This window comes from Roseateles sp. So40a (genome assembly GCF_048081605.1).
GTDB lineage: Bacteria > Pseudomonadota > Gammaproteobacteria > Burkholderiales > Burkholderiaceae_C > Roseateles.
Map to the genome: position 1 here is coordinate 1,257,253 of NZ_CP182288.1, position 17,171 is coordinate 1,274,423.

General features: G+C 68.0%; 19 protein-coding genes. 11 read left to right on the plus strand and 8 right to left on the minus strand.

Translation table 11 applies throughout. From position 1 onward, the window contains the following. Positions 1-45 precede the first annotated feature (45 nt). The 6 genes from ACNI65_RS05810 (at position 46) to ACNI65_RS05835 (ending at position 5,180) form a co-directional block, all read left to right on the plus strand. A complete protein-coding gene (locus tag ACNI65_RS05810) occupies positions 46-747 on the plus strand; it encodes a 2OG-Fe(II) oxygenase (protein WP_416761740.1) in 702 nt (233 codons plus the stop codon). 609 nt (positions 748-1,356) lie between these two features. Then, on the plus strand, positions 1,357-1,995 hold the full coding sequence (locus tag ACNI65_RS05815) for an energy transducer TonB (RefSeq protein ID WP_416761741.1): 639 nt from the start codon (positions 1,357-1,359) through the stop codon (positions 1,993-1,995). 102 nt (positions 1,996-2,097) lie between these two features. Then, entirely contained in the window at positions 2,098-2,949 is an 852-nt protein-coding gene (locus ACNI65_RS05820; protein WP_416761742.1) for a MotA/TolQ/ExbB proton channel family protein, read from the plus strand. A gap of 22 nt (positions 2,950-2,971) precedes the next feature. Then, positions 2,972-3,400, plus strand: a complete 429-nt coding sequence (locus tag ACNI65_RS05825; protein ID WP_416761744.1) for an ExbD/TolR family protein — start codon at positions 2,972-2,974, stop codon at positions 3,398-3,400. 12 nt (positions 3,401-3,412) lie between these two features. Then, positions 3,413-3,844 carry an ExbD/TolR family protein gene (locus ACNI65_RS05830; RefSeq protein WP_416761745.1) on the plus strand — a complete coding sequence of 144 codons (432 nt, stop codon included), beginning with the start codon at positions 3,413-3,415 and terminating at the stop codon, positions 3,842-3,844. A gap of 85 nt (positions 3,845-3,929) precedes the next feature. Then, a complete protein-coding gene (locus ACNI65_RS05835; protein WP_416761746.1) occupies positions 3,930-5,180 on the plus strand; it encodes a hypothetical protein in 1,251 nt (416 codons plus the stop codon). Between the two features lie 98 nt (positions 5,181-5,278). Here ACNI65_RS05835 and ACNI65_RS05840 read toward each other — a convergent pair whose 3' ends face one another. The 7 genes from ACNI65_RS05840 to ACNI65_RS05870 all read right to left on the minus strand — a co-directional run bounded on the left by ACNI65_RS05840 (position 5,279) and on the right by ACNI65_RS05870 (position 10,081). Then, on the minus strand, positions 5,279-6,037 hold the full coding sequence (locus tag ACNI65_RS05840) for a 3-hydroxyacyl-CoA dehydrogenase (protein WP_416761747.1): 759 nt from the start codon (positions 6,035-6,037) through the stop codon (positions 5,279-5,281). A gap of 105 nt (positions 6,038-6,142) precedes the next feature. Beyond that, positions 6,143-6,796, minus strand: coding sequence for an adenylate kinase (adk, locus tag ACNI65_RS05845; RefSeq protein WP_416761748.1), 654 nt, complete (start codon positions 6,794-6,796; stop codon positions 6,143-6,145). Between the two features lie 157 nt (positions 6,797-6,953). Then, on the minus strand, positions 6,954-7,712 hold the full coding sequence (kdsB, locus tag ACNI65_RS05850) for a 3-deoxy-manno-octulosonate cytidylyltransferase (protein ID WP_416761749.1): 759 nt from the start codon (positions 7,710-7,712) through the stop codon (positions 6,954-6,956). Next, complete coding sequence (locus ACNI65_RS05855) at positions 7,709-7,912, minus strand: Trm112 family protein (RefSeq protein WP_416761750.1); 204 nt, start codon at positions 7,910-7,912, stop codon at positions 7,709-7,711. Before ACNI65_RS05855 ends, kdsB begins: the two co-directional genes overlap by 4 nt. Then, complete coding sequence (gene lpxK, locus ACNI65_RS05860; protein WP_416761751.1) at positions 7,893-8,948, minus strand: tetraacyldisaccharide 4'-kinase; 1,056 nt, start codon at positions 8,946-8,948, stop codon at positions 7,893-7,895. The genes ACNI65_RS05855 and lpxK overlap by 20 nt, the downstream gene beginning before the upstream one ends. Before the next feature lie 18 nt (positions 8,949-8,966). Further along, on the minus strand, positions 8,967-9,380 hold the full coding sequence (locus tag ACNI65_RS05865) for an ExbD/TolR family protein (RefSeq protein ID WP_416761752.1): 414 nt from the start codon (positions 9,378-9,380) through the stop codon (positions 8,967-8,969). Then, the gene (locus tag ACNI65_RS05870) at positions 9,377-10,081 is read right to left on the minus strand and encodes a MotA/TolQ/ExbB proton channel family protein (protein WP_416761753.1); all 705 of its coding nucleotides are present in this window, start codon (positions 10,079-10,081) and stop codon (positions 9,377-9,379) included. The genes ACNI65_RS05865 and ACNI65_RS05870 overlap by 4 nt, the downstream gene beginning before the upstream one ends. Positions 10,082-10,409: 328 nt before the next feature. Between ACNI65_RS05870 and xseA the strand changes: the two genes are divergently transcribed. After that, positions 10,410-11,771 (plus strand): exodeoxyribonuclease VII large subunit, encoded by a 1,362-nt coding sequence (gene xseA / locus ACNI65_RS05875; RefSeq protein ID WP_416761755.1) that lies wholly within the window; start codon positions 10,410-10,412, stop codon positions 11,769-11,771. A 99-nt stretch (positions 11,772-11,870) separates the two neighbouring features. Continuing rightward, a complete protein-coding gene (locus ACNI65_RS05880; RefSeq protein WP_416761756.1) occupies positions 11,871-12,455 on the plus strand; it encodes a superoxide dismutase in 585 nt (194 codons plus the stop codon). 113 nt (positions 12,456-12,568) lie between these two features. Here the strand turns inward: ACNI65_RS05880 and ACNI65_RS05885 are convergent, their stop codons facing one another. Beyond that, the gene (locus ACNI65_RS05885) at positions 12,569-13,045 is read right to left on the minus strand and encodes a DUF192 domain-containing protein (RefSeq protein ID WP_416761757.1); all 477 of its coding nucleotides are present in this window, start codon (positions 13,043-13,045) and stop codon (positions 12,569-12,571) included. A gap of 35 nt (positions 13,046-13,080) precedes the next feature. On the opposite strand from ACNI65_RS05885, the gene ACNI65_RS05890 reads away from it, so the two are divergent. The 3 genes from ACNI65_RS05890 to ccoN all read left to right on the plus strand — a co-directional run bounded on the left by ACNI65_RS05890 (position 13,081) and on the right by ccoN (position 17,170). After that, positions 13,081-15,459 carry a heavy metal translocating P-type ATPase gene (locus tag ACNI65_RS05890; protein ID WP_416761759.1) on the plus strand — a complete coding sequence of 793 codons (2,379 nt, stop codon included), beginning with the start codon at positions 13,081-13,083 and terminating at the stop codon, positions 15,457-15,459. 27 nt (positions 15,460-15,486) lie between these two features. Next, positions 15,487-15,633, plus strand: a complete 147-nt coding sequence (ccoS, locus tag ACNI65_RS05895; RefSeq protein WP_416761760.1) for a cbb3-type cytochrome oxidase assembly protein CcoS — start codon at positions 15,487-15,489, stop codon at positions 15,631-15,633. Between the two features lie 76 nt (positions 15,634-15,709). Next, positions 15,710-17,170, plus strand: a complete 1,461-nt coding sequence (ccoN, locus tag ACNI65_RS05900; RefSeq protein ID WP_416761761.1) for a cytochrome-c oxidase, cbb3-type subunit I — start codon at positions 15,710-15,712, stop codon at positions 17,168-17,170. The last annotated feature ends 1 nt before the right edge of the window (position 17,171 follow it).

A 17,171-nucleotide genomic window follows, 5' to 3' on the forward strand; every position in this document is an offset into this window, starting at 1 on the left:
TGACCATGCAGGCCCTTCGGGGCCTGCTTTTCTTTGGGCGATCCCATGGACTACATCAACCCCGCACTGGATTTCACCGCCCTGGGCCGCACGCTGCGGACCGAGGGGAGGGTGCTGATCCGCGACTTCTTCTCGCCACAGGTCGTCGACGCGCTGGACCGCGCGCTGCAGGCGATCGACTGGGAGCTCGTCTACCGCGACCTCAATGGCGACCGCCGCCTCACCGGCGAGCAACTGCGCGCCCTGACGCCCCAGCAGCGCATGCAGCTCACCGAAGGCATCCATTCGGTCGCGCGCGAGAGCTTCCAGTTCTCGTTCTTCTCGGACTCGCTGGTCAAGGCCGTGCAGGATGGCCGAGACGATCTGCTCGCCCGTTTCATGCGCTGGATGGCCGAGGAGGAGTTCCTCTCACGCATGCGCGAGCTGAGCGGTGACCCTGAAATCAATGGCGTGTTCGCGCAGGCGACCATGTACTCGCGCGGTAACTTCCTCACGACCCACGACGATCATGTGGACCGCGAGGACCGCCGCATCGCCTACGTGATCAACCTCACCCGGCGCTGGCGGCCGGACTGGGGCGGCCTGCTGCACTTCACGGCCGAGGACGGATCGGTGCTGGACACCTTCTTCCCGCACTTCAATTCCTTGTCGCTGTTCACCGTGCCTCAGCGACATTTCGTGTCCTACGTGCCGCCATTCGCCATGGCGGAGCGCCAGGCGATCACCGGATGGCTGATTTCGGCCTGAATTCCGCCTGAATCCGGTCTGAGCGGCACGCGGATTGCCCGTTCGCTAAGCAATCTGACCGGCGCCTGACGTTCGGGTTAGCCCTAGCATCCCCACCGGGGGTGCTCAGGGTCATACCAGTAGAATACCAGGGCCGGTTCTCATGGCTGATCAACGAGTCCCGGTGGCGGTTGCCGCCGTAACCGGTGGTGATCCGTGCGATGGGCGATGCGCGCATGGTCGGGCAAACCCCATGGCTTGCGACTTGTGCATGTCGTTTATGATCTAGGTCGTGAAAGGTGGTCGAAATCTGTAGTTTTGCTACAGGTTTTTGATCGATCCTTGAGACGCCCGCGGCCACAAGCTGACGGGCATTTTTGTTGAGTCGGGTTCGTATCGTGCCCTGGGTTTTCGAGTCTTCGTGTGTCCATCCTGCATTCGGCGGGTCGGCGGTCCGTGGCGCTTCGGCGGCTCGGCATCACCGCATTCCGTCGCTCGCACAGCCGGCAAGACAGGCGCTGCTGACCCCAGGTTGCGGCGCGAACGCCTGATCCGACCAGACGCTGTGTAGAGTCGAACTCCCCTTGTAGCTTCGATGAAAGAAATTCGCAGTTTGATGAAGGAGCGCGCATGAACTTTGCGCAGGATAAAGGCGGGTCTTCGCGCCTGACGGGCTTCGGCCTTGTCGTCTTGGTCCACGTCCTGATCGTCGGCGCCCTGGCCAGCGGCCTGGCAACGAAGATCAAGGAAGCGGTGAAGGGTCCGATCGACGTCAAGGTCGTCGAGGAAAAGGTCAAGCCGCCGCCGCCGCCTGAAAAGGTCGTGCCGCCGCCGCCGGACATCAAGGCCCCGCCGCCGCCGTTCGTGCCGCCGCCGGAAGTCGTCGTGACGGCCCCGCCGCCCCCGACGCAGACGGTGGCCGCGGTGTCGACCACGCCGCCGCCCGCGACCAACTTCACCCCGACGCCGCCTGCGGCCGCACCGGCGCCTCCGGCACCGCCGCAGCCCAAGGTCCGTTCGGCGATCGGCAACTGCACCAAGATGGCCAAGCCCGAAATGCCGGCGCTCAACTGGAGCGGTACCGCCAGCTACAAGGCCACGTTCGTGGTCAAGGGCGGCAAGGTCTCGGAAGTGAGCTTCGTCTCGCTGCGCGGCGCCAACGACCGCAAGGCCGAGCGCGCGCTGAAGAACGCCATCCAGGCCGCGCTGACGGAATACGAATGCACGGACGCGACGCTCGAACAAGAGTTCGTGTTCAACATGGAATGATTTGCGGGACGTCCTGACCCGCGATTCGACCGATCACGGGGCGCCTGACGCGCCCCGACCCCTCAACCTGAGTTCAAGACTTTTTGCGTAGGAGCTAACTCCATGATCTCTCGTCTGTCTGCCATGTTCGCGGCCATCGCGTGCGCCGCGACCCTGGCCGTCTCCCCGCTGGCCGCCCAAGCGCAGGACCAGGCTGCCTCGGCCGCCGCTTCCGCTGCTGATTCCGCTCCCGCTCCTGCCGACATCGCTCCTGCCGCCGTCTCCGAGCCGGCCGCCGCCAAGCCCGTCGACAACCCCTACAGCCTGGGCAACATCGTCGCCCACGGCAACGTGGTCGACCAGGCCGTGCTGGCCATCCTGGCCATCATGTCCATGGGCTCCTGGTACATCCTCTTCACGAAGCTGTGGGACACCTCCAAGATCGCTCGTGAAGCCAAGGAAGTCCGCGCCTCGTTCTTCAAGAAGGCTTCCCTGCAGGAAGGCCTGAAGAGCCTGAGCGAGACCGGCGCTTTCCGCTTCATCGCCCAGACCGGCGTGGAAGCCTCGGAGCACCATGAAGGCGCCCTGACCGAGAACATCGACCACAACACGTGGGTCACGATGAACATCGACCGCGCCGTGCAAGAAGTGAACTCGCGCCTGCAAGGCGGCCTGGGCTTCCTGGCCACCGTCGGCTCGACCAGCCCCTTCATCGGCCTGTTCGGTACCGTGTGGGGCATCCTGCAAGCCCTGACGCAGATCGGCGTTGCCGGCCAAGCGTCGATCGACAAGGTCGCCGGCCCCGTGGGCGCCGCGCTGATCATGACCGCCATCGGTCTGGGCGTGGCCGTTCCGGCCGTGCTGGGCTACAACTGGCTGGTCAACCGCAACAAGTCGGTCATGGGCCAAGTCCGTGCCTTCGCTGCTGACCTGCACGGCGTCCTGATGGGCAGCCGCAAGGTCGCAGGCCGCTAATCCGCAGTCCCGGAGACGCAATATGGGGATGAACGTAGGTTCGTCCGGTGGCGACGACGAAGTGGTCTCGACCATCAACACCACGCCCCTCGTGGACGTGATGCTGGTGCTCCTGATCATCTTCCTGATCACCGTTCCGGTGGTGACGCAGTCGGTGGGGGTGACCCTGCCGAAGGAGACGAACGTCGTCCGCGTCACCAAGCCGGAGAACATCGAGATCGCGGTGACCAAGGATGGCGACATCTACTGGGGCGTGCAGCTGGTTCCGGACACGGAAACGCTGGTCACGCGCCTGAAGAAGGTGGCGGTTCTGAATCCTCAGCCGGAAGTTCACATCCGCGGCGACGAAAAGTCGCGTTATGAGAACGTGGGCAAGGTGATGGTCGCGTGCCAGCGCGCGGGCATCATGTCCATCAAGTTCGTCACCGAGCCGCCGGCTCGTGGTGGCTGAAGGAGCTGAAGAATGGGTATGAATGTCGGAAGCTCCGGTGGTGGTGACGATCCCGAAACCATGCTGGACGTCAACACGACGCCGCTGATCGACGTGATGCTGGTCCTGCTGGTGATGCTGATCATCACCATCCCGATCCAGTTGCACTCGGTGAACCTGGACATGCCGCCGCCGAACAACCAGACGCCGCCGACCGAACCGATCGTCCACGAAGTGGCGATCGACTTCGACGGCACCGTGTTCTGGGACGGCGCCGCCGTGCCGAATCACGCGGCGCTGGAAGCCAAGCTGTCCGAGATCGTCGCGATCCCGGACCAGCCGGAAGTGCACATCAAGCCGAACAAGCTGGCCGAGTACGGCTACGTCGCCAACGTGATGGCGTCGGCGCAGCGCCTGGGCGTCAAGAAGATGGCGATGGTCGGGAACGAACAGTTCCTGAACTGAACCGGATGACCATCTGATTGGTGTCTGACCAGAACGCGCTGCCTGCGAGGGCAGCGCGTTTTTCTTCTTTCTGGAGAGCAAGCGAATGAAACTCAAACTGCTGGCAACCGCCGCTGTCGGCGCCGCGGCGCTGGTGCTGGGCCAAGCGCCCGACGGCAGCCTGAGCGTCCTGACCCAAGCCGCCGCGCAAGTGCGCCCGCCCGTCGGCACGCCGCTGAAGGCGGCCTCCGACCTGCTCAAGCAGGGCAAGGCGCAGGAAGCCATGGCCAAGATCCGCGAAGCCGAGGCGGTGCCCGGCCGCAACGCGGACGAGAACGCGACGCTGGAAGGCCTGCGCCTGTCCGCCGCCTCGCGCCTGGGCGATGCCGATGGCATGGTCAAGGCCTATGACGCGCTGAGCGCCGCCGGCAAGCTGCCCGCGGCCAACAAGCTGCCCACGATGGAAGCCATCGCCGGCACCTACCTGCGCGCGGGCAACGGCGCCAAGGCGCTGGAGTGGGTCAACAAGTACAACGCCGCCGGCGGCAACAGCCCCGCGATCAAGCAGATCCAGGCCGCGGCCCAGCTGCGCTCGGGCGACGTCACCACGATCCTCAAGGACACGCTGGCGGACATCTCCGCCGACGAGAAGGCCGGTCGCACGCCGTCGCAGGACAAGCTGAACACCGCGCTGTGGGCCGCCAACAAGAAGGGCGACGGCGCTTCGGAATCCGTCCTGATCCAGAAGCTGCTGAACTACTACCCGACCAAGCAGCTGTGGGCGCAGTCGCTGGGCACGCTGCAGGCCAAGAAGGGCTTCGCTGCCGGCCGTTACCAGGTCGACGTGCTGCGTCTGAAGCTGGCGACCGAGAACATGTCGGGCGCCAACGACTACATGGAGCTCGCGCAGCTGGCCGGCGCCGCCGGTTATCCGGATGAAGGCAAGAAGGTCCTGGACAAGGGCTTCTCGACCGGCATCCTGAAGCCGACCGACGACAACGCGCGTCCGAAGCGCCTGGCTGATCTGCTGGACAAGCGCATCGCCGAGGCCAAGGCCGGCGCCGCCGCCGCCGAGACCGCCGCCCGCAGCGCGCGCGAAGGCGACGAGCTGGTGAAGGTCGGTTTCGCGAAGGTGCAGCGTGGCGAAGCCGCCGCCGGCATCAAGCTGATGGAAGAAGGCATCGCCAAGGGCAACCTGAAGCGTCCGGACGACGCCAAGCTCTACCTGGGCCTGGCCCAGTTCCTGGGCGGCGACAAGGCCAAGGCGCAAGCCACCTGGCGCACCGTCAAGGGCACGGATGGCTCGGCTGACCTGGCGGGCCTGTGGTCCGTCTACGCCCGCAGCGCCAAGCGTTGATCGAGCGTTCCGCTCAGCTTGCGCTGAGCGGAAACCCAAAGGCCTCCCGGCTCGCGCCGGGAGGCCTTTTTCATGGGCGCCAGGTCAGGCGCCGCGCTTCACTTCGGCGCCATGCGGATCGCGCCGTCCAGGCGGATCACCTCGCCGTTGAGCATGTCGTTGGTGACGATCTGGTGGACCAGCTTGGCGTAGTCCTCCGGACGGCCCAGGCGCGAGGGGAAGGGCACGCTGGCGGCCAGCGCGTCCTGCACCTCCTGGGGCATGCCGAACAGCATCGGCGTGCCGAAGATGCCGGGGGCGATCGTCATGTTGCGGATGCCGTTGCGGGCCAGGTCGCGCGCGATGGGCAGCGTCATGCCGACCACGCCACCCTTGGAGGCCGCATAGGCCGCCTGACCCATCTGGCCGTCATAGGCGGCCACCGAGGCGGTGGAGATCATCACGCCGCGCTCGCCGGTGGCTTCGGGCTCGTTCTTGCTCATGGCCTCGGCGGCCAGGCGGATCATGTTGAAGCTGCCCACCAGGTTCACGGTGATGACCTTGGCGAAGGTCGACAGCGCATGCGCGCCGTCCTTGCCGACGGTCTTGGCCGCCGGCGCGATGCCAGCGCAGTTCACCAGGCCCATCAGCTTGCCGAGCGACACCGCCTTGGCGACGACCGCCTGGGCATCGGCTTCCTGGCTGACGTCGCACTTGACGAAGGCGCCGTTGAGCTCCTTGGCCAGCGCCTCGCCGCGCTCGACCTGCAGGTCGGCGATGACCACGGTCGCGCCTTCGCGCGCCAGCATGCGGGCCGTGCCCTCGCCGAGTCCCGACGCGCCGCCGGTGACGATGAAGACCTTGTTCGCGATGTCCATGGGGATGTCTCCTTCAGAGTTGTTGGTTGCCGTTGACGTAAACGTCAATTGTGGACGAAAAAATGGCGGCCACGCGGGCCGCCATCGTCACGCGTCGGGGTGAGCTCAGCCCAGCGCGGCGAGGGCGCGGCCGGTGATCTCGTCCACCGAGCCGATGCCTTCGATGCGGCGGTACTGCGGGGCCTGCGCGTCGCCGCTGGCGGCCCAGGTCGAGTAGTAGTCGACCAGCGGACGCGTCTGGGCTTGGTAGACCTCCAAGCGCTTCTTGACGGTCTCTTCCTTGTCGTCATCGCGCTGGATCAACTCCTCGCCGGTGACGTCGTCCTTGCCTTCGGTCTTGGGCGGGTTGAACTTCGTGTGGTACGTACGGCCCGAGCCGACGTGCACGCGACGGCCGCTCATGCGCTCGATGATGGCGCTGTCAGGCACGTCGATCTCGAGCACGAAATCCAGCTTCACGCCGGCGGCCTTCATCGCGTCCGCCTGCGGGATGGTGCGGGGAAAGCCGTCGAACAGGAAACCCTTGGCGCAGTCCGGCTGCGTGATGCGTTCCTTGACCAGGCCGATGATGATGTCGTCGCTGACCAGGCCACCCGCGTCCATCACCTTCTTGGCGGCGACGCCGAGTTCGGTGCCTGCCTTGACGGCGGCGCGCAGCATGTCCCCGGTGGAGATCTGCGGGATGCCGAACTTTTGGCAGATGAAAGAGGCCTGGGTGCCTTTGCCGGCGCCGGGGGCGCCCAGAAGAATCAGTCGCATGGGTCTCCTCGATATGGGGAGAGGGCGCGCCGCACAGGTCGACGCGCCCTCGAAAACTGCGGGCGAGGATAGCATGGGCCGGCCTACGCCCCGCTGACGCGACAGTCGAATGAACTGGGGTGTAACCCGGTCGAGCCAAGGGCCCGACCGCCGCGAATCAGCTGCCCATCAGGTGTCTGACGCGCTCGAGGTCCTCGGGCGTGTCCACGCCGGGACCGGGCCGCTCGGCGCTCACATGCACGGCGATGCGCTCGCCGTGCCACAGCACGCGCAGTTGCTCCAGCGCCTCGATCTGCTCCAGCGGCGAGACGGCCAGCGTCGGGAAGCGGCGCAGGAAACCCGCGCGGTAGGCATACAGGCCGACGTGGCGCATCACCGCCTCCGGCTTGATCCGCGCGCCGCCGCCCGGGGCGTCGCGCCACCAGGGGATGGGGGCGCGCGAGAAGTACAGCGCCAGCCCCGCGGCGTCGGTGACGAGCTTGACCACGTTCGGGCTGGCGAACTCGGCGTCGTCATCGATCGCGTGCGCCACCGTGGCCATCGCGCACGCCGGCTTGGCGGCGAGCAGCTCGGCGCAGGCCCGGATCATCTCCGGCGCGATCAGCGGCTCGTCGCCTTGCACGTTCACGACCAGCGCGTCATCGGCCAGGCCGAGCAGCTCGCAGGCCTCGGCCAGGCGATCGCTGCCGCTGGCGTGGTCGGCGCGCGTCATCAGCGCGCGAACGCCATGGCCCTCGCAGGCGGCGCGGACTTCCTCGGCATCGGTGGCCACGACGACCTGCGCCGCGCCCGCCAGTGCCGCGCGGCGCGCGACCTGCACGATCATCGGCGCGCCGGCGATGTCCGCCAGCGGCTTGTTGGGCAGTCGCGTCGACGCGAGTCGCGCCGGGATGACGATGTGGAAGGGCGTGCTCACGCGGCGTCGCCCTCGGCGTCGGTGGCGCGGGCCTCGTTGGCCAGCATCACCGGGATGCCGTCGCGGATCGGGAAGGCCAGCCGGTCCGCGGGGCACAACAGCTCGCGCTCGGGCAGCCCGGTGGCGGCGGCGTTGCGGCGGTCTTCTAGCGGGCCCTTGCAGACGGGGCACACCAGCATCTCAATCAGTCGATGGTCCATGGGGGAGCAGTCGCCGCAGCTCACGCTGCAGCGCCTCTTCAAAAGCGGGTTCGGGGCGGAAGTCTAGCGCCACCACCCAGATGCGGCAGCCCTGGAGCGACTCCGGACGCAGCTTGACGGCGTCCTTCTCGGTGATGACGACTTCATCCGTGCGCGCCCAGGGCAGCGGGTCCAGCGTGGCGTGGTCGGGCAGGGCCAGCGCGCGGAAGTTCAGCCCCTGCTCGCCGAGCATGTCGAAGAAGCGCTGCGGCCGGGCCAGACCGGCGGCGGCCAGCAGTGGCTTGCCGCGCAGGGCATGGAGCTTGTCCATGCGTCCGGGCTCGCCGCGCCACCAGTCCGCGAGCGCGACCGCGCCGGCCAGCGAGCGCGTGCCGACGTAGCCGGGCAGGGCGGTGCTGGGGCGGCCCGTGCTGTAGAGCACCAGCGTGTCGGCGGTCGATCCCGGCAAGGGCGGCAGCGCGCGCGCCTGACGCAACGGCCCGGCGGGCAGCAGGCGGCCATTGCCCAGGCCGCGTTCGTCGAACACGAGCAGGCTGAGCTGGCGCGGCAGCCGCCAGTGCTGAAGCCCGTCGTCGGAGACCAGCAACTCGAGATCAGGATGCGCGGCCAGCAGCGCGCGCGCCGCGGCGATGCGATCGCGCCCGACCGCGACCGGCACGCCCGCGCGGAGCTTGATCAGCAGCGGTTCGTCGCCGACGTCCTCGGCGCGGTCGCCCTCGGCGATCACGCGGACCTGGGCATCGTCGGCACGGCCGTAGCCTCGCGAGATCACCCCGGCGCGAATCCCCAGGCGCTGGAGCATCTCCAGCAGCGCGAGCGTGGTCGGGGTCTTGCCGGCGCCGCCGACGACCCAGTTGCCCACGACGATCACCGGGACCGGCAGCGTGTCGGTCTTCTTCAGGCCGAGCCGGTACAGCCAGCCGCGCAGGCCGAGCACCGCGCCATGCAGCGCGGCCAGCGGACGCAGCAGGTGCGCGAGGCGGTCGTCGTCGCGCCAGGCGCGCTGGAGCCGGTCCTCGAGGCCGGCGCGGCTCATCGCGCGCTCACCGCGGGGTCATTGCGGCTTGTTGGCCGCAAAGGTCAGACGCGTCAGGTTGGCGCGTCTGGACGCGTCCATCGCGTTGATCACCGCCTGGTGCGGCGTGGCCGCGTCGGCGGAGATGATCACCACGGGTTCCTGGCGCCCTTGCGCCGCCTGCAGCAGCGCGGCGGTCAGCAGGTCCACGCTGCGGCCCTCGACCGCGTTGCGGTCGATCGAGTAGCGGCCATCCGCCGAGATCGCCACGATGATCTCCGCCGGCCGGTCCTTCAACTGCTGGGCGTCGGCAGTGGGCAGCGTGAGCTGCAGCTCGGTGAACTTCGAGTACGTGGTCGACAGCATCAGGAAGATGAGCACCACGAGGAGCACGTCGATGAACGGGATCAGGTTGATCTCCGGTTCCTCGCTCTGGCGACGGCGGAACTTCATGCCTTGGCCTTGCCTGGGGCGGGGGCCGCGACCGGCGGGGGCACGGTGACCGGGCCGCCATTGCCACCGGCGTGCGCGCCCGTGGGCATCGCGCGATTGACCAGATGGGTCAGCAGGCGTTCGCTGGCCTGTTCCATGTCGACGATGTAGCCCTCGATGCGACCGCGGAAGTAGCGATAGAACATCAGCGACGGGATCGCGACCACCAGGCCGAACGCGGTGTTGTACAGCGCGATCGAGATCCCGTGCGCGAGCAGTCCCGGGTTGTTCCCGGTGGGGCTCTGGCTGCCGAAGATCTCGATCATGCCCACCACCGTGCCGAGCAGGCCCAGCAGCGGCGCCGCCGCGGCAATGGTGCCCAGCGTGTTGAGGTAGCGCTCCATCTGATGGATCGCATGGCGGCCGGCCAGTTCAAAGACCTGGCGCAGGCGGGTCTCGCCGGCACGCGGATCGGCCTGCGAGGCGCGCAGCCCGGCGGCCAGCACCTGGCCCAGCAGCGAGTTCTCGGCGAGCTTGCCGACGACTTCGCCGCTCGGGATCTGCAGCTGGGTCACGCCCAGCACTTCCTCGATCAGGCTGGGCGGCGCCACGCGGGCGGCGCGCAGGCTCACGACACGCTCGATGATCAGCGCCAGCGCCACCACGGAACACAGCAGCAACGGCCAGATCGGCCAACCAGCGGCTTGTATGATCGAAAACAAGGCTTTCCCTCCGTTCGGGCATCTCCGGCCCGGCGGCGCATTATGGCGCCACGCCGCCCCCGCGCCGACCACCTCGGCCCCTCATCACAAGCCCTTACAAACATCCACCGATCCTGTGGATAACTTTGTGGGCAACTGGTCTCGGAACCGCGCCAGGGCCCGTCGCCAAACGGCAAAGATTAGCCTGCTCCAAAAAAAGGCAGGAAAAAGCTTTTGAAAAACAAGCGCTTATCGATCTGTGACGCGGGCATGACGGGCAATGTGGCCCGCAGAACCAGCATTGGCGCGGCTGTGGAGTTCCAGACCCGCGCCAGCATTGGGTTTGCGCATGATTGACGCCTCCAAACCCGCATCGCCACGGATGGTCTGGGGGGTAGCGGCCCTGTTGACGGCCCTTTCCGACGCATTGCAGGCCAGATTCCCCGTGGTGACGGTGCAGGGCGAGCTCTCGGGATTCACGCGAGCGGCCAGCGGGCATTGCTACTTCAGCTTGAAGGACGCCGACGGCCAGCCGGCGATGCTGCGCTGCGCGATGTTCCGGCGCGCGGCGTCGCTGATCGATTTCGCTCCCCGCGACGGCATGACCGTCGAGCTGCGGGGCCGCCTGGACCTCTACGGCGCGCGCGGCGAACTGCAGTTCATCGTGGAGGCGATGCGGCGTTCCGGCGAGGGGGCGCTGTACGAGCAGTTCCTGCGGCTCAAGGCGAAGCTGGAGTCGCTCGGCTACTTCGACGCCGACCGCAAGCGGCCACCGCCGCCTTACGCGCGGCGGATCGGGGTGATCACGTCCACGGGCGGGGCGGCGCTGCACGACGTGCTGACCGCGCTGCGCCGGCGCGCGCCACATGTGCGGGTGTACATCTATCCGACGCTCGTGCAGGGCGCCGAGGCGCCGCCGGCGATCGCGCGGGCGCTGGCCGTGGCCAACGAGCGGGCGGACGCCGAGGTCTTGCTGCTGGTGCGCGGCGGGGGCTCGCTGGAGGACCTGTGGGCGTTCAACGACGAACGCGTCGTGCAGGCGGTGGCCGAGTCGCCGCTGCCGGTGATCTGCGGCGTCGGCCACGAGACCGACCTCACGCTGGCCGACCTGGCCGCCGATCTGCGCGCGCCCACGCCCACCGCGGCGGCGGAACTCGCCACCGTCGCGCGTCAGCAGTGCCTGGACACGCTGGAGGCGCTGGAGCGGCAACTGCATCGCCGTGCCGAGCAGCGCCTGGATGCCTCGGCGCAGCGGCTGGACCGTCTGGCGCTGCGGCTGGCCCGGCCGGGCGATGCGCTGGCCCGCCAGCGGCGCCGGCTCGATCTGCTGTCCCAGCGGCTCGGCCAGATCGCGCCGCGCACCGTGTCGATGGAGTCGCAGCGCCTGCGCCACCTCGAGCAGCGGCTCGCGCAGGTCGCGCCTCGCACGGCCGCGCTCGAGCAGCAGCGGCTGCGGCACCTGTCCCAGCGCCTGGAGCGTGCCTTGCCGCAGCAGGCGCAGCGCGGCGCGCAGCGGCTGGAAACGCTGGCGGCGCGGCTGGAGGCGCTCGACCCGCGCCAGGTGCTGGCCCGCGGTTATGCGTGGCTGGACGACGGCCAGGGCCGGGCGCTGAGTTCGGTCGCGCAGCTCAGCGAGGGTCAGGACTTGCGCGCCGTGCTGGCCGACGGCGAGGCGGATCTTCAGGTCACACGAATCGCTCCAGGCCGCTGACGCGCGCGGCCCAATCCGGGGACGCGTCAGGGGCTTGGATCGCTGCCTACAATCGCCGGCGACACCCGTCCACCACCATCAACCGATTAGGAGTTCTTCATGGAACACACCCTGCCCGATCTGCCGTATGACAAGAAGGCGCTGGAACCGCACATCAGCGCGGAGACCTTCGAGTACCACCACGGCAAGCATCACAAGGCCTACGTGGACAACCTGAACAACCTGCAGAAGGGCACCGAGTTCGAGAACAAGACCCTGGAAGAGATCGTCAAGACCTCCAGCGGCCCGATCTACAACAACGCCGCGCAGATCTGGAACCACACCTTCTTCTGGTCCTGCATGAAGCCCAATGGCGGCGGCGCGCCGACCGGCAAGCTGCTGGACGCGATCAACGCCAAGTGGGGCAGCGTCGATGCCTTCAAGGAAGCCTTCCAGAAGAGCGCCGTGGGCAACTTCGGTTCGGGCTGGACCTGGCTGGTGAAGAAGGCTGACGGCACCGTCGACATCGTCAACACGGGCGCCGCAGGCACCCCGCTGACCACCGCCGACACCGCGCTGCTGACCATCGACGTGTGGGAACACGCCTACTACATCGATTACCGCAACGCACGTCCGAAGTTCGTCGAGACCTTCCTGAAGAGCCTGGTCAACTGGGACTTCGCGCAGGCCAACTTCGGTCAATGACCTGAGGCGTCCGCCGCGGTGGGCGCCTTCGGAAAAGAGAACGGCCCGGGAGCGATCCCGGGCCGTTCTTCATGGCGCGTGCGAGGAGCGCCGCCTCGCGGGCCTTGCGGACCTCACTTCGGCCAGGGACCGCCGCGCAGCTTGGCGCCGGCCTTGAAGCCGCGCTTGTCGAACCAGCCCTTGTTCATTTCGAGCACGTAGCGGACCGGCTTGGTCGAGCAATGCGACTGGTCGGACAGCGGCTGCATGTCGACGATGTTGACGATCGTGCCATCGTCGGCGACGAACGCGGCCGACAGCGGAATCAGCGTGTTGCGCATCCAGAAGCATTGCTGGCTGGGCTGCTCGAAGACGAAGATCATCCCGGCGTTCTGGGCCATTTCCTTGCGGGCCATGAGGCCGATCGCGCGTTGCTCGTCGGTCTGCGCGACCTCGGCGTGGATCAGGTGCATGCCGGCACCGATCTCGACGACCCGCAGGCCTGATTGCGGGATCTGCTGCGCCAACGCAGGTTCCGCGGCGAGGAGGGCGGAGATCAAGCAGGCCGCCGAGAACAGGGCGGACGATGCCGCGCGTTTGATATTGAGCATGAGTTGACCTCGATGTTTGGCGGATTATGGCGGCCATGTTGCCCGCCCCTGCCGCCACGGCGCCCGCCGGCGCCCTGGGCGCCGATACCGGACGCGCCAATCGCCCCCACCCCGACGCGTCGCTGACGGACCCCGGTCCGCTGGACGGGTTCACCGACTGGATCGAAGACCCCCGCGGCGGTCGCTTCGCGCGCTCGCGGCTTCGGCTGTCGGGCATGCACTGCGCGGCTTGCGCGGGCCTGATCGAGGCCACGCTGCGTGGCCGACCCGGCGTGCTGCAGGCCCAGGTCAACGCCTCGACGCAAGGTCTGGTGCTGGACTGGCGGCCGGAGGCCGTCTCGCTCGAGGATCTGCGTCAGGCGTTGTCGGGCGCCGGTTACGACTTCTCGCCCGATCTGGCCGGTCCGACACGGGCATTGCGCCAGCGCGAGCATCGACAGGCGATCTGGCGGCTGTTCGTCGCCGGCTTCCTGATGATGCAGGTCATGATGCTCGCGTGGCCCTCCTACGTGGCGGCCCCGGGCGAGATGGCCCCGGACCAGGCGGCGTTGCTGCGCTGGGGCCAGTGGGTGCTGACCTTGCCGGTGATGCTGTTGTCGGCGGGCCCGTTCTTCCAGGCCGCCTTCTCGCAATTGCGCGCCAGGCGGCCAGGCATGGACGTGCCGGTCTCGCTGGGCCTGGCCGTGGCCTTCGTCGCCGGCACGGGCGCGACGCTCGACCCGAGCGGGCCCTTCGGGCACGAGGTCTACTTCGACTCGATCACGATGTTCGTGGCCTTCCTGCTGGGCGCGCGTTATCTCGAGTTACGCGCTCGCCATCGGGCCGCCCAGGCGCTGGAGCAGGCCGCGGATGCGCTGCCGCAACGTGTCGAGCGACAGGATCAGCAGGGCGCGTGGGCCTGGGTCGCCGTGGAAGCGCTGTCGCCGGGCGACCGCGTGCGGGTGAGCGCCGGACAGCGCGTGCCCGCCGATGCGGTGGTCGAGTCAGGGATCGGCGCGGTGGACGAATCACTGCTGACCGGCGAGTCCCGACCCGTGGCCAAGCAGCCGGGCAACGCGGTGCTCGCGGGCAGCATGAACCTGGGTACTGCGCTGACCTTGCAGGTGACGCACGTCGGGGAGCAGACCCGCCTCGCGGGCATCCGGCAATTGATGGCGCAGGCCTTCCAGGATCGACCCGCCACCTTGCGCCTCTCCGAACGGGTGGCCGGCTGGTTCTTGGGTGTCGTTCTCCTGCTGGCGGGAGGCGCGGCGCTGGCGTGGCAATTCGTGGACCCCGCCAAGGCCGTCGCGGTCGCGGTCTCGGTCTTGATCGTGACCTGCCCCTGTGCGTTGTCGCTGGCAGCACCGGCGGCTTGGGTCGCCGCGGCGGGCCAGCTCGCCAGACGCGGCTTGCTGCTGGTGAGACTGGAGGCGATCGAGGCCCTGGTCGGCGTTGATCGCGTGGTGCTCGACAAGACGGGGACCCTGACCGATCCCGCGCCCGGCGTTCGTGGGCAATGGCCGCCGACCCTCGAGCCGGACGACCGGGCCGCTGCGATCGCCCTGGCCGGGCGTTCGAGCCATCCGTTGTCGCGTGCGTTGAACGCTTGGCTGGGGGACAGCGCGTCGTCCGACGACGCGTGGTCGATCGAGGAGTTCAGCGGTCGAGGTCTGCAAGGGACCGATGCGCAAGGTCGGTGCTGGCGCCTGGGATCGCCTGATTGGGCATGTCAGGCGCGAGTCGATGACGAGCGCGTCGCCGTACATGGCCCAGATCGCCTTGCCGATGCTGACCACGAAGCCGAAGCCGAAGCCGAAGCCGCAGACCGGTTGCTGGATCCGCGCATCGTCCTGACGCTCGACGCTCGACTGCGAGCGATGTGGGAGATCGACGAGACCTTGCGCCCTGGAGCCACCGAGGCGATCGCTGACTGGCAGGCTCTGGGCCTGACCGTCGAACTCCTGTCCGGCGATCTGCCGCGGCGCGTGGGCGACGTCGCGGCCCTGGCCGGCATTCATCGATGGCGAGGCGGCGCGAGTCCCGAGGACAAGCTGGCGCATGTGGCCGCGTTGCAGGAGCGCGGCCATCACGTGCTGATGATCGGAGACGGGATCAACGACGCACCCGTGCTCGCGCGCGCGCAGGTGGCCGTGGCGATGGGGCAGGGCGCGGATCTCGCGCTGTCCCGCGCTGACGCGCTGCTGGTGTCGGAGCGGCTGGCGGCCATCGGCGACGCGCTGCGCGTGGCGCGCCGCACGCGACGCGTCGTGCGGCAGAACCTCGCCTGGTCCGCGCTCTACAACGCCACCTGCGTGCCGCTCGCGCTCATCGGTTGGCTGCCGCCCTGGGCCGCGGGCCTGGGGATGGCCGCCAGCTCGCTGCTGGTGATCGGCAACGCCGCCCGGCTGGGGCGCGTGTCGCGGTCGTGTTGATCGCCCCTCAAGTTTCAGAGGCCTGAGATGGACATCCTCTATCTGCTCATTCCGCTGTCGGTCGTGCTCGTCTTGCTGGTGCTCGGCGTGTTCGGCTGGGCCGTGCAAGCCGGGCAACTCGAGTCGCTCGATCGCGAAGGCCAACGAATCCTTGAGGACGACGCGCAGGCTTGACAGCCGTCAACACGCTCCCGCGGGCGGCGCAAAACAATGACGCCCATTCGCGCCACGAGCGCCCCCAGGAGCCAGCATGCCAAGTCTTTCAAGGTCCAACGCAGCGCACGATCATGTGCCCGTGTATGAGGACGGTGTCGTCCGCGCGTTCGCGCTGGCCGCCGTCCTCTGGGGAGTGGTGGGAATGCTGGTGGGCGTCATCATCGCTGCCCAGCTGGCATGGCCGGAACTCAACCTCGGCATTCCCTGGCTCAGCTACGGGCGTCTGCGGCCCTTGCACACGAACGCAGTGATCTTCGCGTTCGGTGGCTGTGTGCTGATGGCCACGGCCTTCCATGTCGTGCAGCGCACCTGCCATGTGCGGCTCTTCGCGCCGGCGCTGGCCTGGTTCACGTTCTGGGGATGGCAGACGGTCATCGTGCTGGCCGCCATCACCTTGCCGCTGGGGCTGACCACGGGCAAGGAATACGCCGAGCTCGAATGGCCGATCGACGTGCTGATCACCATCGTCTGGGTCGCCTACGCGATCGTCTTCTTCGGCACGGTGGGCGTGCGGCGCGTGCGCCACATCTACGTCGCCAACTGGTTCTTCGGCGCGTTCATCATCGCGGTGGCGCTGCTGCACATCGTCAACAGCGCCGAGATTCCGGTGTCGCTGACCAAGAGCTACTCCGCCTACGCCGGCGTGCAGGACGCGATGGTCCAGTGGTGGTACGGCCACAACGCGGTGGGCTTCTTCCTCACGGCCGGCTTCCTGGGCCTGATGTACTACTACATCCCCAAGCAGGCCAATCGTCCGGTCTACAGCTATCGCCTGTCCATCGTCCACTTCTGGGCGCTGATCTTCACCTACATGTGGGCGGGCCCGCATCACCTGCACTACACGGCGCTGCCGGACTGGGCGCAGAGCGTGGGCATGCTGTTCTCGCTGGTGCTGCTTGCGCCGAGCTGGGGCGGGATGATCAACGGCGTCATGACGCTGAGCGGCGCGTGGCACAAGCTGCGCGACGACCCCATCCTGAAGTTCCTGATCGTGGCGCTGTCGTTCTACGGCATGTCGACCTTCGAGGGTCCGATGATGTCGATCAAGACGGTGAACGCGCTGTCCCACTACACCGATTGGACGATCGGTCACGTGCACAGCGGCGCGCTCGGCTGGGTGGGATTCATCTCGATGGGCGCGCTGTATCACCTGATCCCGCGCATGTATGGCCGCGTGGACATGCATTCGACGCGCGCCATCGAGCTGCACTTCTGGATCGCGACCCTGGGCGTGGTGCTCTACATCGCCGCGATGTGGATCGCCGGCGTGATGCAGGGCCTGATGTGGCGGGCCGTGAATCCCGATGGCACCTTGACCTGGACCTTCGCCGAGAGCGTCAAGGCCACCTATCCGTTCTACGTGGTGCGCCTGCTCGGCGGGCTGCTGTACTTCGGCGGCATGTGCCTGATGGCCTGGAACGTCGTGATGACGGTCCGTTCGGGACGTCCTGCGCGTCACCCCATTCCCGGCGCCGCGCTCGCGGCTGCCGCCTGAC